This window comes from Nocardia citri, from assembly GCF_054065835.1.
This window is the reverse complement of sequence record NZ_JBSUQM010000003.1, coordinates 172,509-193,490: the sequence shown is the minus strand read 5'-3', so window position 1 is coordinate 193,490 and position 20,982 is coordinate 172,509. Positions and strand designations below refer to the sequence as shown.

The 20,982-nt window shown below is 66.3% G+C and carries 20 protein-coding genes; 5 read left to right on the top strand and 15 right to left on the bottom strand.

Going from position 1 to position 20,982, the window contains the following annotated elements; genetic code table 11:
• Nucleotides 1-3 precede the first annotated feature (3 nt).
• The 6 genes from gap to ACW2Q0_RS06760 form a co-directional block, all read right to left on the bottom strand.
• A complete protein-coding gene (gap, locus tag ACW2Q0_RS06785; protein ID WP_457187270.1) occupies nt 4-1,023 on the bottom strand; it encodes a type I glyceraldehyde-3-phosphate dehydrogenase in 1,020 nt (339 codons plus the stop codon).
• Nucleotides 1,024-1,336: 313 nt separating this feature from the next.
• Nucleotides 1,337-2,320, bottom strand: coding sequence for a DNA-binding protein WhiA (gene whiA, locus ACW2Q0_RS06780; protein WP_040692075.1), 984 nt, complete (start codon nt 2,318-2,320; stop codon nt 1,337-1,339).
• A complete protein-coding gene (locus ACW2Q0_RS06775) occupies nt 2,311-3,357 on the bottom strand; it encodes a gluconeogenesis factor YvcK family protein (RefSeq protein WP_457187267.1) in 1,047 nt (348 codons plus the stop codon). Before ACW2Q0_RS06775 ends, whiA begins: the two co-directional genes overlap by 10 nt.
• Nucleotides 3,354-4,376, bottom strand: a complete 1,023-nt coding sequence (gene rapZ / locus ACW2Q0_RS06770; protein WP_457187265.1) for an RNase adapter RapZ — start codon at nt 4,374-4,376, stop codon at nt 3,354-3,356. Before rapZ ends, ACW2Q0_RS06775 begins: the two co-directional genes overlap by 4 nt.
• 83 nt (nt 4,377-4,459) lie before the next feature.
• Complete coding sequence (gene uvrC / locus ACW2Q0_RS06765) at nt 4,460-6,487, bottom strand: excinuclease ABC subunit UvrC (protein WP_457187263.1); 2,028 nt, start codon at nt 6,485-6,487, stop codon at nt 4,460-4,462.
• Nucleotides 6,488-6,534: 47 nt separating this feature from the next.
• Nucleotides 6,535-7,380 (bottom strand): LysR family transcriptional regulator, encoded by an 846-nt coding sequence (locus tag ACW2Q0_RS06760; protein ID WP_457187261.1) that lies wholly within the window; start codon nt 7,378-7,380, stop codon nt 6,535-6,537.
• Between the two features lie 81 nt (nt 7,381-7,461).
• Between ACW2Q0_RS06760 and ACW2Q0_RS06755 the strand changes: the two genes are divergently transcribed.
• Nucleotides 7,462-8,466, top strand: coding sequence for a bile acid:sodium symporter family protein (locus tag ACW2Q0_RS06755; RefSeq protein WP_457187259.1), 1,005 nt, complete (start codon nt 7,462-7,464; stop codon nt 8,464-8,466).
• A gap of 9 nt (nt 8,467-8,475) precedes the next feature.
• On the opposite strand, the gene ACW2Q0_RS06750 is transcribed toward ACW2Q0_RS06755, so the two are convergent.
• Nucleotides 8,476-8,598, bottom strand: a complete 123-nt coding sequence (locus tag ACW2Q0_RS06750) for a hypothetical protein (protein WP_457187257.1) — start codon at nt 8,596-8,598, stop codon at nt 8,476-8,478.
• A gap of 143 nt (nt 8,599-8,741) precedes the next feature.
• On the opposite strand from ACW2Q0_RS06750, the gene ACW2Q0_RS06745 reads away from it, so the two are divergent.
• Complete coding sequence (locus ACW2Q0_RS06745) at nt 8,742-10,694, top strand: gamma-glutamyltransferase family protein (protein ID WP_457187256.1); 1,953 nt, start codon at nt 8,742-8,744, stop codon at nt 10,692-10,694.
• A gap of 90 nt (nt 10,695-10,784) precedes the next feature.
• On the opposite strand, the gene ACW2Q0_RS06740 is transcribed toward ACW2Q0_RS06745, so the two are convergent.
• The 4 genes from ACW2Q0_RS06740 to ACW2Q0_RS06725 all read right to left on the bottom strand — a co-directional run bounded on the left by ACW2Q0_RS06740 (nt 10,785) and on the right by ACW2Q0_RS06725 (nt 13,831).
• Nucleotides 10,785-11,285 (bottom strand): PH domain-containing protein, encoded by a 501-nt coding sequence (locus ACW2Q0_RS06740; protein ID WP_457187254.1) that lies wholly within the window; start codon nt 11,283-11,285, stop codon nt 10,785-10,787.
• A 2-nt stretch (nt 11,286-11,287) separates the two neighbouring features.
• Nucleotides 11,288-11,767 carry a 6,7-dimethyl-8-ribityllumazine synthase gene (ribH, locus tag ACW2Q0_RS06735; protein WP_457187252.1) on the bottom strand — a complete coding sequence of 160 codons (480 nt, stop codon included), beginning with the start codon at nt 11,765-11,767 and terminating at the stop codon, nt 11,288-11,290.
• 109 nt (nt 11,768-11,876) lie between these two features.
• Nucleotides 11,877-13,121, bottom strand: coding sequence for a bifunctional 3,4-dihydroxy-2-butanone-4-phosphate synthase/GTP cyclohydrolase II (locus tag ACW2Q0_RS06730; RefSeq protein WP_457187250.1), 1,245 nt, complete (start codon nt 13,119-13,121; stop codon nt 11,877-11,879).
• Between the two features lie 86 nt (nt 13,122-13,207).
• Nucleotides 13,208-13,831 (bottom strand): riboflavin synthase, encoded by a 624-nt coding sequence (locus ACW2Q0_RS06725; protein WP_457187248.1) that lies wholly within the window; start codon nt 13,829-13,831, stop codon nt 13,208-13,210.
• A gap of 584 nt (nt 13,832-14,415) precedes the next feature.
• On the opposite strand from ACW2Q0_RS06725, the gene ACW2Q0_RS06720 reads away from it, so the two are divergent.
• Nucleotides 14,416-14,886, top strand: coding sequence for a hypothetical protein (locus ACW2Q0_RS06720; RefSeq protein WP_457187246.1), 471 nt, complete (start codon nt 14,416-14,418; stop codon nt 14,884-14,886).
• A 12-nt stretch (nt 14,887-14,898) separates the two neighbouring features.
• Here ACW2Q0_RS06720 and rpe read toward each other — a convergent pair whose 3' ends face one another.
• A complete protein-coding gene (gene rpe / locus ACW2Q0_RS06715; RefSeq protein WP_457187741.1) occupies nt 14,899-15,555 on the bottom strand; it encodes a ribulose-phosphate 3-epimerase in 657 nt (218 codons plus the stop codon).
• Between the two features lie 96 nt (nt 15,556-15,651).
• On the opposite strand from rpe, the gene ACW2Q0_RS06710 reads away from it, so the two are divergent.
• Nucleotides 15,652-16,074, top strand: a complete 423-nt coding sequence (locus ACW2Q0_RS06710; RefSeq protein WP_457187244.1) for an ATP-binding protein — start codon at nt 15,652-15,654, stop codon at nt 16,072-16,074.
• A gap of 17 nt (nt 16,075-16,091) precedes the next feature.
• Nucleotides 16,092-16,931 carry an RNA polymerase sigma factor SigF gene (locus ACW2Q0_RS06705; protein WP_457187242.1) on the top strand — a complete coding sequence of 280 codons (840 nt, stop codon included), beginning with the start codon at nt 16,092-16,094 and terminating at the stop codon, nt 16,929-16,931.
• 194 nt (nt 16,932-17,125) lie between these two features.
• Here ACW2Q0_RS06705 and ACW2Q0_RS06700 read toward each other — a convergent pair whose 3' ends face one another.
• The 3 genes from ACW2Q0_RS06700 to def form a co-directional block, all read right to left on the bottom strand.
• On the bottom strand, nt 17,126-18,832 hold the full coding sequence (locus tag ACW2Q0_RS06700) for a transcription antitermination factor NusB (RefSeq protein ID WP_457187240.1): 1,707 nt from the start codon (nt 18,830-18,832) through the stop codon (nt 17,126-17,128).
• 521 nt (nt 18,833-19,353) lie between these two features.
• Entirely contained in the window at nt 19,354-20,277 is a 924-nt protein-coding gene (gene fmt / locus ACW2Q0_RS06695; RefSeq protein ID WP_457187238.1) for a methionyl-tRNA formyltransferase, read from the bottom strand.
• Nucleotides 20,277-20,840 carry a peptide deformylase gene (gene def, locus ACW2Q0_RS06690; protein ID WP_457187236.1) on the bottom strand — a complete coding sequence of 188 codons (564 nt, stop codon included), beginning with the start codon at nt 20,838-20,840 and terminating at the stop codon, nt 20,277-20,279. Before def ends, fmt begins: the two co-directional genes overlap by 1 nt.
• Nucleotides 20,841-20,982: the final 142 nt, after the last annotated feature.

Genomic DNA, 20,982 nt, shown 5'->3' with positions numbered 1-20,982 from the left:
GCGTCAGAGCGACTTGCCGACGAGGCCGACGAGGTCGGCCAGACGGTTGGAGTAGCCCCACTCGTTGTCGTACCAGCCGACGACCTTCACCTGCTCATCGATGGCCTTGATCAGCGGCGCGTCGTAGATGCACGAGTGCGGGTCGGTGACGATATCGCTGGACACGATCGGGTCCACGTTGTACTTCAAGATGCCCTTCAGCGCACCTTCGGCGGCGGCCTTGTAGGCGGCGTTGATGTCATCGATCGAGGCCGACTTGCGCAGGGTCACGGTGAGGTCGGTGACCGAGCCCGTCGGGACCGGAACACGCAGCGCGTAGCCGTCGAGCTTGCCGTTGAGCTCCGGGAGCACCAGGCCGATGGCCTTCGCGGCGCCGGTCCCGGTGGGCACGATGTTCAGCGCGGCGGCGCGGGCGCGGCGCAGGTCGCCGTGCGGACCGTCCTGCAGATTCTGGTCCTGGGTGTAGGCGTGGATGGTGGTCATCAGACCACGCTCGATGCCGAAGCTGTCGTTGAGCACCTTGGCCAGCGGGCCGAGGCAGTTGGTGGTGCAGGACGCGTTGGAGATGATGCTCTGGCTGCCGTCGTACTTGTCGTCGTTGACGCCCATGACGACGGTCAGGTCCTCGCCCTTGGCGGGCGCGGAGATGATGACCTTCTTGGCGCCCGCGGCGATGTGGCCCTTCGCCTTGGTCGCGTCGGTGAAGATGCCGGTGGATTCGACGACCACGTCGACGCCGAGGTCACCCCACGGCAGCGCGGACGGGCCCTCCTTGATCGCCAGTGCCTTGATCCGCTGGTCGCCGACGACGATGGTGTCGTCGCCGTCCAGCGACACGTCCTGGGGCAAGCGCCCCAGAATCGAGTCGTACTTGAGCAGAGTGGCCAGCGTCGCGTTGTCGGTGAGGTCGTTGACCGCGACGATCTCGATGTCGGTGGTGCCGAGCGCCTTCTGCGCTTCCACCGCCCGGAAGAAATTACGTCCGATACGGCCGAAGCCGTTGATGCCTACCCGGACAGTCACGTTATCGCTCCTCAGCTTTCAAGCGGATTCATTCCGATGCCATAGACCACAGTAGTGGCCGACCCAGCCTCTGCGACACGCACCTGACCTTCCTGAGAACGCGGGACCTGCGCAGATGCCCGCGCACATGGTTTCGGCGAAGATCCGCCGATCATGTCCTAATTTCGGCTCACCATGGAATCCGGTGCCCGAACCCGGCCACCCGCGGTCCGAGCGGGTCCGACACGCACGGCCGCGGGCTTCGGACCGTCAGCCGGGAAGATAGCCCCACCTGGGAAAAACGAATCGCCGCCCCGTACGGCGGCGATTCGACTCACGCTTCGTCGAGCAGCTCGGCGGTGACAGCCGATTCGGTATCGGGTACCCCCAACTCCTTGGCCCGGCGGTCCGCCATCGACAACAATCGTCGAATCCGACCTGCCACAGCGTCTTTGGTCATCGGCGGATCGGCGAGCTGACCCAATTCCTCCAGGGATGCCTGGCGGTGCTGCACCCGCAGCTTGCCCGCCGCGGCCAAATGGTCGGGCACCTCATCACCCAAAATCTCCAGTGCGCGTTCGACTCTCGCGGCCGCTGCGACCGCGGCCCGGGCCGAGCGGCGCAGATTCGCGTCGTCGAAATTCGCCAGACGATTCGCCGTGGCTCGCACCTCGCGGCGCAGCCTGCGCTCCTCCCAGACGATCCGGGTGTCCTGCGCACCCATCCTGGTCAGCAGTGCACCGATGGCCTCGCCATCGCGCACCACGACCCGATCGGTCCCGCGCACCTCACGCGCCTTGGCGGTGATACCGAGCCGGCGCGCCGCACCGACGAGCGCAAGCGCGGCCTCCGGACCGGGGCAGCTGACCTCGAGCGCCGAGGAGCGCCCCGGTTCGGTCAGCGAGCCGTGCGCGAGAAATGCTCCGCGCCAAGCGGCTTCGGCATCGCCGATGCTGCCGCCGACCACCTGGGCGGGCAGTCCGCGTACCGGACGGCCGCGCACATCGAGCAGACCGGTCTGTCTGGCCAGCGCCTCGCCCTCCTTGGACACCCGCACCACATAGCGCGAGGTCTTGCGCAGACCACCCGCGCCGAGCACGTGCACATCGGAGCCGTAGCCGTACAGTTCGAAGATCTCCCGCCGTAGCCGGCGCGCGATGGAACCCATATCCACCTCGGCCTCGACGATCACCCGCCCGCCGACGATGTGCAGGCCGCCCGCAAACCGCAGCAGCGCAGACAGTTCCGCCTTGCGGGAACTCACCTGCGAGACCGTGAGCCTGCTCAGCTCGTCCTTCACTTCGGCTGTCATCGCCACGAGACGCGCTCCTTTCCACCCAACCCGGAACGCACATCCTGACCCATGTGACGTCCCTCGACTCGAAGCCCTGCCATATGTGGCCGAGGTTGCCGGATCAGCTGATCCAGTGCGGCGGCAAGCTTTCCGGGGTGATGCCGGTCGGTGCCCGCTTCGGCGACATCGGAAAAGGTTACTCGTGCCCGCAATTGTTCGGCAGCCCTGGCCACATGTTCTCTTTCGCGACCCTCCGGAACGGACCCGGAATCGACCAACACCTCGTCGACTACGAATTCCGGTGCGTGCTGGGACAATACATGTAGATGGCGTTCCGCGGAGAAACCCGCCGTTTCTCCCGGCTCCGCGGCCAGATTCAGCACCAGCACCTTGCGTGCTCTGGTATACACCAGCGCGTCGCGCAGTTCGGGCACGAGCACATGCGGAATCACGCTGGTGAACCAGGAACCTGGACCCAGCACAACGACATCGGCATGTTCGATGGCCGAAGTGGCCTCCGGACTTGCGGGCGGATCGGACGGAATCAGCCGCACGCGCCGCACCTTACCCGGTGTCGTCGCGATGGCGACCTGCCCACGAATGCAGCGGCTCACGCGCGGATCCGCTTCCAGCCCCGAAACATCCGCTTCGATATCGAGCGCGATGGGTGACATCGGCAGCACGCGTCCGGTGATACGCAACATCTTGGCGACCTCGTCGAGCGCGGCGACCGGATCGCCGAGCACCTCGGTCAGACCTGCCAGGATCAGATTGCCGACCGAATGTCCGGCCAGCGCGCCGGTGCCGCCGAAGCGATGCTGCACGGTGCGCGTCCAGACATCGTCACCGTCCGCGGCCAGGGCCGCGAGGGCCATGCGCAGATCGCCGGGCGGTGGCACACCGAGTTCGGCGCGCAGTCGACCCGATGAACCGCCGTCGTCGGCGACGGTCACCACCGCGCAGATCTTTCTGGTCAGCCGCCGCACCGCGGTGAGGGTCGCATACAGCCCGTGCCCGCCACCGAGCGCAACTATGGCGGGATCCGACTCCCACCCCGTCATTCGCGCCCCAGATCCCGATGCACGACCCGCACGACATCGGCCGGACCGGATTTCTCGGCCTGCAGTGAATCGAACACCGCGGAGCCGATGAGTTCGCCGAGCGCCTCGGCTATCGCCACGCTGCGGTGTTTACCTCCGGTGCAGCCCACTGCCACCGTCATGTATCGCTTCCCCTCTTGGCGGTAACCATTCGTCGTCAGGTCGACCAGGTGGTGGCAGGTGCTCAAGTAATCGGCCGCGCCGGGACGCGACAATACATACTCGCTGACCACGGTCTCCTGTCCCGAATGTTCCCGAAGTTCCGGTATCCAATGCGGATTGGGTAGAAAACGCACATCCAACACCATGTCCGCATCAAGTGGAACCCCATACTTGAATCCGAACGACTGCACCGTCAGTTGCAGTGCGGTGGGCGCGCCGCCGCCGTAGGCCTCCTCCAATTTGCGGTGCAGCTGGTGGATCGAGAGTTCAGTCGTGTCGATTACCAAATCCGCCGCCGTCTTCACGGCGGCGAGGCGTATCCGTTCGGCCGCGATACCCGCCGAGAGCGTACCGTCGGCGCTTTCGCTCTGCAGCGGGTGGCGTCGACGCGCGAATCCGAAGCGCCGGATCAGCACGTCATCCGAGGCCTCCAGGAACAGGATCCTGGTCGGCACGCCCGCGGCCCGCAGCTGATCGGTAACCGCCGAGAGATCGCCGGTGAAGAAGCGGCTGCGCACATCCATGACCAGCGCGAGCCTGCGAATCGGCGGTTCGGCGGAGGCGCCGAGCTCCACCATCCGGCCGATCAGCTCCGGCGGCAGGTTATCGGTGACATACCATCCCAGATCCTCGAGGACGCGGGCCGCGGTGCCGCGGCCCGCCCCGGATAGGCCGGTGACGATGACCACCTCGACCCGCGGCTGGGACGGGTTGCCTGCACCGCGTTCGACAGGTGCGCCGAGGGTGCCCGCGGGGCCGGTCCGCCCAGCGGCCGACCGCGGGCTGCCCGCACTGTTGTTCGATTCGACGCGTGTCATGTCCTACCGGATCTGTGTCAGGGTGCCTGTCGATCATCCCGCACCGGCTCCGGTATCGGGCGCAGACACACAACGTAGGTGTCTCATTCCTCCCGCAATGCGGCCAAAACGGCCTTGGCGGTCGCCACTCCGATGCCGGGCACCTCGGTGATCTGCTCGACCGTCGCCTCCTTCAATTTGGCAACCGACCCGAAATGCATGACCAGCGCGGTCCGACGTAACTCCCCGAGGCCCCGCACCGAGTCCAGCGCCGACGCGGTCATCCTCCGGGAGCGTTTGCTGCGGTGGAAGGTGATGGCGAAGCGGTGCGCCTCGTCGCGCACCCGTTGCAGTAGATATAGCGATTCGCTATTACGAGGAAGGATCACCGGATCGCTCTCCCCCGGCACCCATACCTCCTCCAGCCGTTTCGCCAGTCCGATCACCGCGACATCGGTGATGCCGAATTCGTCGAGGACCTCCGCGGCGGCCGCGACCTGAGGTGCGCCGCCGTCGACCACATAGAGATTGGGCGGGTAGGCGAATTTCCGCGGGCGGCCGGTGCGCGGGTCGATGCCGGGGCGCGAGGTGAGTTCGAGGTCGTCGGCGGATTCTTCGGCCTGTCCGTTCTCCTGACCGGAAATCGGCTCCTCGGCCGCCAGCTCGTCCCGTTCGCGGCGCAGGCGATAGAACCGCCGCCTGGTCACCTCCGCGATGCTGCCCACATCGTCGGAACGGCCCTCACCGGCGGCCTCCTTGATCGTGTAGTGGCGATACTCGGACTTACGCGGCAGGCCGTCCTCGAACACCACTAGCGAGGCCACCACATCGGTGCCCTGCACGTGGCTGATATCCACACATTCGATTCGTAGCGGCGCGCTGTCAAGCTCGAGGGCATCTTGAATGTCTTGCAGCGCAGCGGATCTCGATGTCAGATCGCCTGCGCGCTTGAGTTTGTGCTGGGCCAGCGCCTCCATCGCATTGCGCTGCACGGTTTCGGCGAGCGCCTTCTTGTCACCACGCTGCGGCACCCGCAGCCGCACCGCCGAACCACGCAGTCTGCTCAGCCACTCCTGCACCTGCTCGGCATCGGCGGGCAGTTCCGGCACCAGCACCTCACGCGGCACCACGGTGGCCGGTTGTTCATCCTCGCCCTGTTCGGCCAGTGCGGCCTGTTCGCCGTAGAACTGGGTGAGGAACTGCTCGACCAGTGCGGCGACCTCGCCACCGGCCTCCCCGCCATCGATGGCGTCGCCGGATTTGTCGACTACCCAGCCGCGTTGACCACGCACCCGGCCGTCGCGGACGTGGAAGACCTGGACTGCGACCTCCAGCTCATCGATGGCGAAGGCGACCACATCGGCGTCGGTGCCGGTGCCGAGGACAACGGCCTGCTTTTCCAGTGCCCGCCGCAGCGCTTGCACGTCGTCGCGCAGCCGGGCGGCGGTTTCGAAGTCCAACTCCTCGGCGGCGGCGTGCATCCGCCGTTCCAGATCACGCACCATGCGATCGGTACGCCCGGCCAGAAAGTCACAGAAGTCCTCGACGATTCGGCGGTGCTCGTCGGCATCGACCCGGCCGATGCACGGGGCCGAGCATTTATCGATATAGCCGAGCAGACACGGCCGCCCGATCTGGTTGTGCCGCTTGAAGACTCCGTTGGAACAAGTGCGCGCGGGAAAGACCCGCAGCAGCAGATCGAGGGTCTCCCGAATGGCCCAGGCGTGCGCGTACGGGCCGAAGTACCGCACCCCCTTCTTGCGCGCGCCGCGATAGACGAACAGCCGCGGGTACTCCTCGTTCAAGGTGACCGCCAGCACCGGATACGACTTGTCGTCCCGATACCGCACGTTGAATCGCGGATCGAATTCCTTGATCCAGTTGTATTCCAGCTGAAGGGCTTCCACCTCGGTGGAGACCACGGTCCATTCGACGCCGGCCGCCGTCGTGACCATCTGCTTGGTCCGCGGATGCAGCGAGGCCACATCGGCGAAGTACGAATTCAACCTGCTGCGCAGGCTCTTCGCCTTGCCGACATAGATCACACGCCCGTGCGCGTCCCGGAATTTGTACACACCGGGTTCAACGGGAATCGTGCCCGGCTTCGGCCGGTAGGTCGCGGGATCTGCCACGAATCCCAGCCTATCTACCGGCTCCGACACATCCGCACGGGCGCGGCTCAGCCGAAGCGGCGGGCACTCGCCACGATCGCGTCGCACAGCGCCTGCTCCGGCGCAGACAGGGCGGTGCGCCGTCGCATCAGCACGAATTCGAGGTCACCGAGCGCCGGGAGCCGCGGATCCGCGAGGACGCGCAGACCATCCGGGAGCAGGGTTTCGGCATGCACGACGACGCCCAGACCGGCGAGGACAGCTGCGCGCAGACCGAGCTGGCTGTCGCTGGTACAGGTGACGCGCCAGGTTCGGGCGTCGCGTTCGAGCGCCTGCAGCGCGATGCGGCGGGTGAGACTGGGAGGCGGATAGGTGACCAGCGGGACCGGATCGTCGAATTCCGTTGTGGCCGAACGGCCCGCCCACACCAGCCGGTCGCGCCAGAGCAGTTCGCCGTGCCGCTCACCGGGCAGGCGTTTGCCTACGACGAGGTCGAGTTCGCCGGTCGCCATGCGGGTTTTGAGGTGCTCGCTCAGGCCGACGGTGAGTTCCAGATCGACGCCGGGATGGGTGCGTTGGAATTCCAGGAGCACGTCGGGGAGTTCGCGGGCCATCACATCATCGGAGGCGCCGAGACGGATCAAGCCCGTGAGGGTGGAGTCGGAGAAGTAGCGCTCCGCCTGCCCCTGCGCATCGAGGATGGTGCGGGCGAAGCCGACCATGGCCGCGCCGTCGGCGGTCAACGCGAGGTTGCGGGTGTCGCGGCGAAACAATTCGCGCCCCGCGGCCTTCTCCAGACGGGCGATGTGGCCGCTGATGGTGGACTGACGCAGGCCGAGGATGCGACCGGCAGCGGTGAAACCGCCGGCGCGTTCGACGGCGAGGAAGGTGCGCAGCAGTTCGGGTTCGAACACACCCCAATTATCACAGCTCACGTTTACAGATATCGTTCTGAACGCCTTTTGCGTTCAATGAGGGAGTCGTACCGTCGACTGGTGAAGTTCCTCGCCAAACTCCGGATCGACGCGTTCATGCTCGGCATACTGGCCAGCGTGGCGGTCGCCGCACTGTTGCCCGCACGGGGTAACGCGGCCGATGTCCTCGACTGGATCACCAAGGTCGCGATCGGCGTGCTATTCCTGCTCTACGGCGTCCGGCTCGAGCCTCGTGAGGCCCTGGCCGGATTGCGACATTGGCGGTTGCATTCCTCGGTGCTCTCGGTGACGTATGTGGTCTTCCCGCTGATCGGGCTGGCATTGCACGTACTGGTGCCATCGGTGCTGACCGATGATCTCTATACCGGCGTGCTGTTCCTGTGTCTGGTGCCGTCGACCGTGCAGTCATCGATTGCCTTCACCTCGATCGCCCGCGGGAATGTGGCGGGCGCGGTGGTCAGTGCGTCGCTGTCGAATCTGGTCGGCGTCTTCGCGACCCCGCTGCTGGTCATGCTCCTGATGGACACCACCGGCAATGCGACTGTCTCCCCCACGGCGATCCTGGCGATCGTGGTTCAGCTGCTACTGCCGTTTCTGGCTGGCCAACTCCTGCGCCCCCGGATGACCTGGCTGCTGCGGCGTGCCAGGGTGACCAGGGCCATCGATCGCGGTTCGGTCTATCTCGTCGTCTATGCCGCCTTCAGCGCGGGCATGGTGGAACATATCTGGAGCGGTATCTCGCCGCGAGCGCTGCTGGCGACGGTCGCGGTTTGTGCGGGCCTGCTCGCGATGGTCCTGACGATCACCACCGTGGGCAGCCGCCTGCTGGGCTTCGCGCGCCCTGATCAGATCGTCGTCGTGTTCTGCGGCTCGAAGAAGAGCTTGGCCACCGGGCTCCCCATGGCCTCGGTCTTGTTCACGGGACATCCGATCGGCCTGATCGTGTTGCCGCTCATGATCTTCCACCAGATCCAGCTACTGACCTGCACGGTCCTGGCACAGCGCTACGCGCGATCGACAGAGCCCGATCTCGCGACGACCGAACCGTCCGCCCAACCCGCCTGATCGCGCGGTTCACCACTCGGCGTCGGCGACCCGAATGTCGAACCACCCTTGGGCTTCCGGCCGCCACAGCTGGTAGGCGATAGTCACCGACGCGCCCCGCGTACTCGACGAAAGGAACTGCTCGAGCGCCACCGCGCCAGCCTACCGATGGCGACGGTCGTCTTCAGGCCCTCAATACAATTGCCCGCTAACCATTTTCGCTGAATTCCCAGTGCTGGGAGCCCAGGGCGCTGGATTTCCCGCGACACTCGACGATCGGCGATACAGTGCCGTCCATGAGTCGCACGCGAAGAACCTGGGTCAGCGCCGCGGCAGCGCTCACGCTCATCGTCGGCATTGTCAGCGGATGTTCATCCGACGAGACACCGGCGAACGCGGCCTGCGCCGCGCCGCCGAACGGCACCCCGGTGGTCACGACCTCGGCGGGCACGATACCTGGCGCGACCAAGGATTTGAGCACCAATCCAGAGATCGCGACCGGCTACCGATCCGATATGACGGCGGTGCGCACGAAGACCTACGCGGTATCCACGGCCAACCCGGTCTCCACCAAGGCCGCCTGTGAGGTGCTGAGCAACGGTGGCACGGCCGCGGACGCGCTCATCGCGGCCCAGATGGTGCTCGGTTTGGTGGAGCCGCAGTCCTCCGGTATCGGTGGTGGCTCGTTCATGCTCTATTACGACGCGGCCAGCAAGAGCGTGGAAGCATACGACGGTCGGGAGATCGCCCCCGCGGCGGCGACCGAGAATTATCTGCGCTGGATCAGCGATACCGATCGGACCGAGCCGAAGCCGAGTGCCCGTGCGAGCGGACGCTCGATCGGCGTGCCCGGTGTCCTGCGCATGCTGGAACTGGCGCACCGCGACCACGGCAAGACCGCTTGGCGGGATCTGTTCGAACCGGCCATCGGACTCGCCGATCGCGGCTTCCCGATCAGCCCGCGCCTGGCGAGTCAGATCGCCGAATCGGCCAGGGATCTCGCCGTCGACGAGTCCGCGAAGGCGTACTTCCTCAATCCGGACGGCAGCCCGAAGCGGGCCGACACCGTGCTGACCAACCCGGCAATGTCCAAGACCTTGAACGCCATAGCCACCGACGGTGCGAATGCCTTCTATACCGGCGCGATCGCCGAAGACATCGTCGCCGAGGCCGCGTCCACCGCGGGCGCCCGCACGCCGGGCCTGATCGCCTCCGGCGACCTCGCCGGATATCAGGCAAAGAAACGCACCGCACTCTGCACGACATACCGCACGCATGAGATCTGCGGTATGCCGAGCCCGTCTTCGGGCGGAATCACCGTCGCGGCGACCCTCGGCATCCTAGAGAACTTCGACCTGTCCGCGCTGAAGCCGGACAATCTCGACCGCAACGGCGGCAAGCCGAAGGCCGAAGCGGTCCACCTGATCTCGGAGGCCGAACGGCTCGCCTACGCCGACCGGAACAAGTACGTCGCCGATACGGATTTCATTCCGCTGCCGGGAAATTCGCCACAGACCCTGCTGAACAAGGAGTATCTGCACAAGCGCGCCGGTCTCATCGACCCCGGCCACAGCATGGGCACCGCGCAGCCCGGCGATTTCGGCCCGGTGCCGCTCGGTATCGGCCCGCAGCCACCCGAACACGGCACCAGCCATATCTCGGTGGTCGATAAATACGGCAATGCCGCCTCGATGACAACCACGGTCGAATCGGCCTTCGGATCGTTCCATCTCGTCGACGGATTCGTACTGAACAACCAGCTCACCGACTTCTCCGCCGATCCACTCGGCACCGATGGCGCCCCCGTGGCCAATCGCGTGCAGCCGGGTAAACGCCCGCGCAGCTCGATGAGCCCGACCCTGGTGTTCGACCACAATGCCGACGGCTCCCGCGGCGATCTGACCCAGGTCGCCGGTTCCCCCGGCGGTTCGGTGATCATCCAGTTCGTCGTGAAAGCCCTGATCGGCGTGCTGGATTGGGGCCTGGATCCACAGCAGGCGGTCTCCGCGGTCGCCTTCGGCGCCGGAAACAGTCCGGCGACCGGCGTGGGCGGCGAACACCCCGCCATCAATACCACCGATAACGGCGATCACGATCCGCTGGTTATACGGCTACGCGAACTCGGCCACCAGGTCTCGATCGCCCCACAATCCAGCGGCCTCAGCGCACTGCAACGCGATGGCACCGTTGGCTGGATCGGCGGTGCGGATCCCAGACGCGAAGGCGCGGTCCTCGGCGATACCCGCTGACCTGCTGCTCTGATCCGGTCCGAGACATCGGATAGAGCACCACCCGGCCGCGCCGTAGACCGCGACCGAGTGGCCGGAGCGTAAGCCCGACTACTCCTGTGCGGCAGTGTATCTCGCGCCCAACGCGCGCAGTCGGTCCAGGGCTTCGACGGCACGTTGCTTATCGTTTGAGCGGATTGCCATGAGCGGAACGTAGTCGTCATCGACCAGTTCGAGACGGGCCCAGGACTTTCGGTCCTGGAACGAGACGCCGCGGATGTACTCCCAGGGGAATTCGGTATCACCCAGAATGTTCCGTACCGAAATGCCGCGCTTACCGACCCGGACCCGCGGCCGCGTCAGCAGCAGCACCGCCGCCGCACCGAGTACGCCGATGCCGATCATCGCGAACTGGTCCGCGAGGCGGAAGTTCACACCGGTCGAACCGTGACGCAGCAGGAGGCCTCCTACGGTGAATCCCGCGACGAGCAGCACCGCGACCGTCCACGCGGTCCGCACCGCGCGATGCGGCCGCACCTCGAGTTCCCACTCACCGGATCCCGATTCGGCGGCCGAAGCGGGGCCCCTGCGCCAGATACGAACGACCGGCATGGTTACGCGGACTGCCGCAGGGCGCGTAGCGTGAGCGCGGCGTCGAGCGCCGCCGCCGCGGCCTGTTCGCCCTTGTTCTCGGCGGAACCGGGCAGTCCGGCCCGGTCCAGCGCCTGCTGCTCGTTATCGGTGGTCAGTACACCGTTCGCGACCGGCGTGCCCGCATCGAGCGACACCCGGGTCAGCCCGGCGGTCACTGCATCACATACGTATTCGAAATGCGGTGTGCCACCGCGGATCACCACACCGAGCGCAACCACCGCGTCGTGCGATTGGGCCAATTCCTGAGCGACCACCGGCAATTCCATCGCACCCGCGCACCGCACCACGGTGACGTGCACGACGCCCGCATCCTTGGCCACCCGCTCCGCATTAGCGACCAGCGTGTCGCAAATCTGGGTGTGCCACCGCGAGGCGACGATACCGAGCTTCAGATCCTTGGCATCGGACAGCTCGAAGCTGGGTACGCCGGTGCCACTCATGCCCGCGCCTCGCTGACGCTCGCCTCCGGCATCCGCGATACCCGCTGTAACATGGTTCGCTCGCTGCGCTCGCTCACTGAAATCCTTTCCAGGCTGCGTCGAGATGAGATCATTGTGCGGTTTCGCCGAGATCGAGTTCGTCCAGCCCGATCAGGTCGTGCCCCATCCGGTCCCGCTTGGTGCGCAGATACCGCAGATTCTCGGCATTGGCGCGCAACGGCATCGGCACCCGGTCGGTGATCTTCAGCCCGTAGCCGTCCAGTCCGACGCGCTTGGCCGGATTATTGGTGAGCAGGCGCATGGACCGAATCCCGAGATCTACCAGGATCTGCGCGCCGGTGCCGTAGTCGCGCGCGTCGGCGGGCAGGCCGAGTTCCAGGTTCGCGTCGACGGTGTCATGGCCCGAATCCTGCAGCTGGTAGGCCTGCAGCTTGTGCATCAGCCCGATGCCGCGACCCTCGTGTCCGCGCATATAGAGCACCACACCACGACCCTCCTGGGCCACCATCTCCAGCGCGGCGTCCAACTGCGGACCGCAATCGCAGCGCAGCGAACCGAAGACATCACCGGTGAGGCATTCGGAATGCACCCGAACCAGCACATCGTCACCGTCGTCGATATCGCCGCGCACCAGCGCGACATGTTCGACATCGTCATAGATGCTCTGATAGCCGACGGCCTTGAAGTCGCCGTGCGCCGTGGGGATCCTGGCCTCGGCGACCCGAATGACCTGCTTCTCGTGCTTACGCCGCCAGGCGATCATTTCCGCGATGGAGATCAGCGCCAGATTGTGCTCGTCGGCGAAAACGCGCAATTCCTCGGTGCGGGCCATATGGCCCTCGTCCTTCTGGCTCACGATCTCACAGATGACACCGGCGGGCTGTAATCCGGCCATCCGCGCCAGGTCGACCGCGGCCTCGGTGTGGCCGGGACGGCGCAGCACGCCGCCCTCCTTGGCACGCAACGGAACCACGTGACCGGGACGGGTCAGATCGTCGGCCTTGGCATTCGGGTCGGCGAGTAGTCGCATGGTGGTGGCACGGTCGGCACCGGAGATACCGGTGGTGATGCCCTCCCTGGCATCGACCGAGACGGTGTACGCGGTGCCGTGCTTGTCCTGGTTCTGCGCGTACATCGGCGGCAGGCCGAGCCGATCGCAGTCCTCGCCCGTGAGCGGCACACAGATGTACCCCGAGGTGTAGCGAATCATGAAGGCGACCAGCTCGGGGGTCGCTTTTTCCGCCGCGAAAATGAGGTCGCCCTCGTTCTCACGGTCCTCGTCATCTACGACAACGACCGCCTTACCGGCGGCGATATCGGCGACTGCGCGCTCGATGGTGTCGAACCTGGTCACGTCTGTTGTGCTCCATCTCGAAATAGGTGCCCCCATACAGTACGGTGTCGGCGGCGAGTCGCCGCCGCCCGGCCCGCCCGGCCGGATCAGCCGCGGTGTTGGAGGCGTTCGACGTACTTTGCGATGACATCGACTTCCAGGTTCACCGTGGCGCCGACGGCAGCGGCACCAAGGTTCGTCATGGACAGGGTGGTCGGGATCAACGAGACCTCGAACCAGTCCCGATTGCCGTCGGCGGCGGGCACGTCGGCGCGGCCGAGACCCGAGACGGTCAGTGAGATGCCGTCGACGGTGATCGAACCCTTCTCCACTACATAACGGGCGATCGCATCGGGCAGCGAGATTCGTACGATCTCCCAGTTCTGCGAGGGCGTGCGCGCGAGCACGGTTCCGGTGCCGTCGACATGGCCCTGCACCAGGTGGCCGCCGAGCCTGCTGTTCAGCGCGGCCGCCCGCTCGAGATTGACCCGCGAACCGGTGCCGAGTCCGCCGATGCTGGAGCGGTTCAGCGTCTCCCGCATCACGTCGACGGTGAACGAATCGCCGTTGACGACATCGACAACGGTCAGGCAGACCCCGTTGACGGCGATCGAATCACCGTGTCCGGCATCGGAAGTGACCAGCTTGCCCCGGATCGTCAGCCGAGCGGCATCGGCCAACTCTTCGGTGGCGACGATCTCGCCGAGTTCCTCGACGATGCCTGTGAACATGCCTTGACTCCCTGTCGCGTCGTTTCTACAGTTGCCGAACAGTCGGGACCCGGCGGCTATTCCCATCGATCCGCCGATCCCACCTCAGCCTAACGACGCCGGGTCGTAGACGACACCGCGGTTCCGACCAGCGGTCGGTCGAGACCGCGACTCGGCAAGGCCGTTCGGGAAAGCAGACCGCAGGACACCTCGGGTCGCGCCGAACCAGCGACAGTTATTTTTCGAAGCGAAATAGTCCACGGCTGCGCGAAAAAAATCGCCGTTTCCACGCCGACGACAATTATTCATTCCTATTCGGGTGATGACCCGAATGGATTTCATACATCGCACATAGAGTCGAAACCTGTAGTCATACCCAGCCGAGACACACTGACACCAAAACCTTGCGCGAGCCCCAAGATGGTCGCAACATTGTTATGTAGCCGATTCCTATCGTTCAACTTCGCCGCGAGCAGTTCAGCGCGCGGAACAGTTCTACCCGGCCCCGACGCGGTCCGGCGAGTTCACCCCAGGGAAATCCACCACTCGAGGAAGCCAGAGACAGCAGTGGGTCAAATCAGATTCGACACCAACGGGGGTGTTGCGTGACCACTCTTGTCGATTCGACGCTGGAAGTTCGCTGTGTGCAGTACCGGCGCGAATTTCACATGCCGGCATCGATCGACCCGACATCCCGGCGCATCCTGCTCCATATCGGCACCCATTACGGCGCTATCACAATGCCCGCCGAGTTGGGCGAACAAGTGCGGCAGCAACTCAGCCAGGCGCAGATCGTCGCACCGGTGGTCCACCATCCGCGAGCCAGGCGCTGGACCTTCATCACCGGGCCGGCCCGGCCCGACACTCTCAGCGCGGGCGTCTCCGCTGAGCTGTTCCGGCTCTACGCGACCGTCGCCTGCACCGGGAGTCAGGTCGTGCTGCCCTCACCGGATGACGAGCGCACCGGCTATCGCATCTGGATCCAGCCACCGGAGCACGCGACGACCCTGCCACCGCTCACCGCGGTGATCGAGGCGACGCGTGCCATCGGCAGCCGGAAAGTGCCCGCCCGCTAGCAGATTCGCGATCTAAGTGCTGCGCGACGCCGCGGCCTGCTGCCGCAACTTTTCGACGGTCGCAGCCGGATCGTCGGTGTTGTAGACCGCGGATCCGGCGACGAAACAGTCGATGCCCGCCTCCGCGGCGGCCTCGATGGTGTCGGCGTTGATGCCGCCGTCGATTTCCACGATCAGACGCAGTTCGCCCGCGTCCACCAGCCGACGCACGAGGCGCGACTTCTCCAACACATGCGCGATGAACGACTGCCCGCCGAAGCCCGGTTCCACGCTCATCACCAGCAGCGTATCGAAGTGGCGCAGGATTTCCAGATACGGCTCGATCGGCGTATTCGGCTTCACCGAAAGACCGGCCTTGGCGCCGGCCGCGCGAATATCGCGGGCGACCGCGACCGGATCGTCGGTCGCCTCGGCATGGAAGGTGACGTTGTAGGCACCCGCCTCCGCGTAAGGCGGGGCCCAACGGCCCGGATCCTCGATCATCAGATGGCAGTCGAGCGGAATGTCGGTGGCCTTCAACAGACTTTCGACCACCGGGAGTCCGAGGGTGAGATTCGGGACGAAGTGCGCGTCCATCACATCGACATGCAACCAATCCGCGCCATGTACTGCCTTTACCTCATCCGCGAGGCGTGCGAAGTCGGCGGACAGGATCGACGGGGCGATCATCGGCGTGGTCGGGCGCGTAAACGACGAAGAGGACACATCGCGGGAGCTTACCGGTACCTAGGGTTGCTCTGGCCGGGAGTGGGTAGCCTGCATAGGGTGATCAACATTTCGGCGGAACAGGGGCTCTACAGCACCCCGGTGGAGATTCGGGTGGCTGCGTCGGTGACGCAGCTGCCGATCGTGCGTGGGCTCGCCGAAACACTGGTGCTGCTCAGCGATTTCACCCTGGACGAGGTGGCCGATATCCGGCTGGCCGTCGACGAGGTGTGCTCGACCCTGATCGCGGTCGCGGCTCCGGCGACCAGCCTGCACTGCCGGTTCACCGTCGGGGACACCGACCTACTCGTTCGAGTCACCGGCCTCGCGGGGACCGAGGGGCTGCCGGATCAGCGCAGCTTCGGCTGGCATGTGCTGCGCACCCTCACCGATGAAGTACAAGCGACACAGGACCCGTTCGATTCGGCCGCATCCGGATATCCGACGACGGTGGAGTTCCGTCGGGTCCGGGGGAAAGCGTAGTGGCGGACGAGAACACCGTGTCCGACACCGAGCAGGACGACGACGCCGAACCCGTGCTGACCGAAGAGGCCGCAGAGGAAGTCGAAACCCTGCAGTCGTCCGGCGCGGGGTATGACGATGTCGGCGCGCTGTTCGAGCAGCTCGCCGCCAGTAAACCGGGTACCGCGCGGCATACCGCGTTGCGCGCCGAACTGATCAGCCGGTGCATTCCGCTCGCGGATCACATCGCCCGCAAATTCAGTGGGCGCGGTGAGCCGTTCGACGATCTCACGCAGGTGGCGCGGGTCGGTCTGGTACACGCGGTGGACCGTTTCGATATTTCGCGCGGCTCGAACTTCCTGTCCTTCGCGGTGCCGACGATCATGGGCGAGGTGCGTCGCTACTTCCGCGACAACACCTGGGCTATGCGGGTGCCGAGACGGGTGAAGGAGACCCATCTGCGCATCGGCGCGGCCATCGACTCACTCTCGCAAACCCTCGGCCGCTCCCCGACCGCGAAAGAGATTGCGACCGAACTGGATGTGGATCCCGACGAGGTGACCCAGGCCGTCATCGCGGGTAACGCCTACCAGCCGAGTTCCATCGATGCCGCCTCACTCGGCCGTGATACCGAGGCCTCATTGTTGGACACCCTCGGCGAGGAGGAATCCCAATTCGACCGGGTGGAGGAGTACGTGGCGATCCGTCCGCTGCTCGCCGGACTCCCGGAGCGCGAACGCCGCATCCTCACCATGCGTTTCTTCGAATCGATGACGCAGACCCAGATCGCGCAGCGCATGGGTATTTCGCAAATGCACGTCTCGCGCATTCTCGCGAAAACCCTTGCCCGCCTGCGCGAACAGTCGGCGCAGGACTGAGCACCCAGCGCAGTCGGCGTGCCCGTGAAGTTTCGCGGCCGCCGACAACCACCAGGCGACGTCGAGCAATTCACGGAGCTGAGTGGAGTTGACCGGAGTTGATCGGGCTCGATCCGGTCGAGGTCGATGAGGCTGCAGCGGTTACCAGCGCCATGACTTGGTCCCATGTCATCGCCATGGGACCAGATCAGGTACTACTCCAGCGGCTTACGCAGCGCCGCCAGGAACATGGCGTCGGTGCCGTGGCGGTGCGGCCAGAGCTGGGCGCCCGGACCGTCGCCGATATCGGTGACGCCGGGGAGGAGATCGCGGGCATCGAGTTGGATGGCGCCGGTGCGGCGGGCGGCGTCGGCGACCACGGCGACGGTCTCCAGGAGGTGCGGGGAGCACGTCGAGTAGAGGACCACGCCGCCGGGGCGCAGGAGTTCCCATGCGGCGGTGAGGAGTTCGCGTTGCAGCACGACCAGTTCGGCGACATCGGCGGGGGTACGACGCCAGCGGGCCTCCGGGCGGCGACGCAGTGCACCGAGGCCGGTGCACGGGGCATCGACGAGTATGCGGTCGTAGCCGGGAGTGAGTCCGCTCTCGCGGCCGTCGGCGACGTGCACGTCGACGGGTAGGTCGTGGACCGCCCTGCGGACGAGTTCGGCGCGGTGTTCGGCCGGTTCCACCGCATCAACGCGATGGCCGTCGATTGCCGCGATCGCACCGAGCAGGGCTGCCTTGCCACCGGGTCCCGCACACAAGTCGAGCCATCGGCCATTGTCCGGACCATCCAGTTCCGCACGGGTCAGCGCGAGGGCGACGAGTTGACTCCCCTCGTCCTGCACTGCCGCCATACCTTCGCGGACCGGCTCCAACTTGCCGGGATCGCCGCCGCCATCGAGGTAGACCGCATACGGCGACCACTTGCCCTCATCGCCGCCGGTCACCAGCGCCAGTTCCTCGGCGGTGATATCGCCGGGACGAGCCACCAAATGGACGATCGGCCGAGCATCGTCGGCCGCCAGCACATCCCGCAACTCCCCGGCCCGCGCACCGAGCGCATCCGCGAATGCCTGCGCGATCCACACCGGATGCGCGAATTCGAAGGCCAACCGCCCCACCGGATCCCGCGGCGCGAGCTCATCCACCCACTCGTCGACGGACTTCTCCCCCGCCCGCCGCAGCACCGCATTCACGAAACCCGCCTTACCGGCGCCGAATTCCGCGCGCGCCAACGCCACCGACGTGTCCACTGCCGCATGGGCTCCGATCCGGGTGCGCAGCAACTGATAGACCCCGAGGCGCAACACATCCAGCAGCGGCCCATCGATTTCCTCGACCGGACGTCCGGCGCCGGCCGCGATCACCGCGTCCAGCAACCCGAGCGAACGGCAGGCACCGTAGGTCAGCTCGGTCGCCAATGCCGCATCCCGTCCCGAAATCCGCCGTTCGCGCAGCAGCCCCGGCAGCACGAGATTCGCGTATGCCTCCCGCTCACGCACGGCCCGCAACACATCCCGCGCCACCAGCCGCGCGGGATCCCCGTATGCTGCCGAATCTTTTTGCCGCCCATGACCTTTCGACGAACTACCGGTCCGCCTGCCGCCTGCCGCCGCAGCCGGACTCCCCGCACGCTTCGAACGGCGCTCAGCACTGCCCCCGGCCCGCTCGACCTGCCGCCCCTCCTTCCCGCCCGCCGAACCGGACTTCGCCGCATCCGGGCGGTTGCCCCGCCGCTGCCCGCCGGACGCCGCATCGCCGCCCCGCGTACGAACGCCAGGGGCCGCGGCACGCCCGCGCCGCACATCGGCCTGCGCCCGCTGGTCGTCGCGACCGTCGTGCCGACCCGCCGCAGACCTCGATGCGCCCGAACCACCCGCACTCAGCTCATCGTCCGCGGACCCCGCGCCCTGCACGTCGCGATCCCGCCACCTCGATGGCTCAGCGGAACCTCCGGGCCCCGAGCGGCTTTCGCGTCGGTCACCGCTGGACTGTCTCGAGTCCTTGTTCCGGGGGCTGTCATCCCGCTCCGAATACCGCCTGATCGCATCACCACGCCGCGCCGGATCCCCTTGTCCGGCAGCCGTGACTCCCCGCTCGGGGGCACCCCATCCACCGCGTACCGACCCTGTGCCCTGTGCCGAGGTCGAATCTTTACGCCGCGATGAACCGTCCCCCGATGATCCGGACTTGCGTTGATCGGTCATATTCCGCCGCTCTGATCGAGTCCGCGGCGCATCGCCACGGATCTGGTCGGTGCGCCACGACCGGCCTTCGCCATGGCGCTCGTCTGCGTTGCCGGGACCGCGACCACCTCGGTCGTCGCCACGCCGCGTCGGCTGCGAATTCTTTTGCTGTGCACCACTTTTCGCCGACGTTGCGCGGGCGAGCCAACCCGCGTCGACGGATTTCCCGGCGGACTTGCGATTCGGCGTCGTCACTCGACCACCGCACCGGGCTGCAGGCGCGCGCCGCGTGCCCAGTCGAGGGCGGCCATCATGCGTTTCCCCTGTGGCTGCACCTGATCGAGGCGGACCGCGGTGGTCGCGGTGCCGACGAAGACGCCGGACTTGCGGACCTCGATCGTCCGTTCCTGGAGGACTTCCTCGACCATCTCGACCGGACCGACCTTCAACCGGGTTCCATTCACCTCGGTCCAGGCGCCGGGTGCAGGGGTGACCGCGCGAATGCGACGATTGATCGCCAGCGCGGGCTGATCCCAGCGGATATGTCCGGCCTCGACCGGTACCTTCGGTGCGTAGGAAACACCGTCATGGGCTTGCGGAACCGCTTGCAACGTCCCGTCTTCCACGCCGTCGAGCGTCTTCTCGAGCAGTACCGCGCCGGAATCGGCGAGCCGATCCAGCAGCGCGCCCGCGGTATCGGTCACCGCGATCTTCTCGGTCACCACACCGAAGACCGGCCCGGTATCCAGCCCGGCCTCGATCTGGAACGTGGACGCGCCGGTGATCTCGTCACCCGCGTCGATCGCCGCCTGTACCGGCGCCGCACCACGCCATGCGGGCAGCAGCGAAAAGTGCAGATTGATCCAGCCGAAGCGCGGAATATCGAGGACTTGCTGCGGCAGCAGCGCACCGTAGGCCACCACCGGACAGCAGTCGGGCACCAACTCGGTGAGCTGCTCGATGAATTCGGGCTCGGCGGGGCGCCGCGGGGTCAGCACCGGAATGCCGTGCTCATCGGCGAGCCGCCCGACCGGCGACCGCTGCACCTTGCGTCCCCGTCCGGCGATCGCATCGGGCCGGGTCAGCACGGCGAGCACCTCGTGTCGCTCGGAATCGATGAAACGTTGTAGGGACGGGACCGCCGGTTCCGGTGTGCCCGCGAAGACGATACGCATCAGCGACCCCGCCCGAACGGTCCGGCTTCGGTCGAGCCGAGCGCCCGCGAGCTGCGCACGGTGATACCCGCGCTGAACCAATCGGATTCGCGAATGGTGCGCATCGCCTCCTTGCGCTGCGCGGGATCGAGCCGATCGATGAACAGCACACCGTCCAGATGATCGGTCTCGTGCTGTACGCAACGGGCCAGCAGGCCCTCGGCCGCGAATTCCACCGGCTTACCGTCGACGTCGACACCCGTGGCCCGCACTCGCAGCGCACGCCGCGTGTCATAGCGCAACCCGGGGATCGACAGGCAGCCCTCGGGCCCGATCTGTTCCTCCGCACCGACGACTTCGTAGGTCGGATTGATCAGATGGCCCCTGACATCCTCGGTGTCGTAGACGAAAACCCGCAGACCGACGCCGATCTGCGGCGCCGCCATACCCACCCCGCCGTCATCGTGCATGGTGTCGGTCAGGTCGGTGACCAACTGCCGCAGCTCACGATCGAATTCGGTGACCTCCGCCGCTCGTGATCGCAGGATGGGATCGCCGAAGAGGCGAACGGGCTGAATGGTCACGGCGGCGGCTCCCCATAAACGATGAACACGGTCGATTCATTCTAGAGAGCGACGCTGTTCACACGGATCTCCCCGACCGAACAGCAAAAAGCTGATAGAACTCCAGTGCGGTCCGGGCGGGGTGTTCACCCCTCCGCCCGGC

Excerpts from the sequence above, each read along its gene's own strand:
- ACW2Q0_RS06775 (WP_457187267.1), bottom strand. The coding sequence starts at position 3,357 with ATGACGGGGTGGGAGTCGGATCCCGCCATAGTTGCGCTCGGTGGCGGG.
- rapZ (WP_457187265.1), bottom strand. The coding sequence starts at position 4,376 with ATGACACGCGTCGAATCGAACAACAGTGCGGGCAGCCCGCGGTCGGCC.
- ACW2Q0_RS06745 (WP_457187256.1), top strand. The coding sequence starts at position 8,742 with ATGAGTCGCACGCGAAGAACCTGGGTCAGCGCCGCGGCAGCGCTCACG.
- ACW2Q0_RS06740 (WP_457187254.1), bottom strand. The coding sequence starts at position 11,285 with ATGCCGGTCGTTCGTATCTGGCGCAGGGGCCCCGCTTCGGCCGCCGAA.
- ribH (WP_457187252.1), bottom strand. The coding sequence starts at position 11,767 with ATGAGTGGCACCGGCGTACCCAGCTTCGAGCTGTCCGATGCCAAGGAT.
- ACW2Q0_RS06725 (WP_457187248.1), bottom strand. The coding sequence starts at position 13,831 with ATGTTCACAGGCATCGTCGAGGAACTCGGCGAGATCGTCGCCACCGAA.
- rpe (WP_457187741.1), bottom strand. The coding sequence starts at position 15,555 with ATGATCGCCCCGTCGATCCTGTCCGCCGACTTCGCACGCCTCGCGGAT.
- fmt (WP_457187238.1), bottom strand. The coding sequence starts at position 20,277 with ATGCGTATCGTCTTCGCGGGCACACCGGAACCGGCGGTCCCGTCCCTA.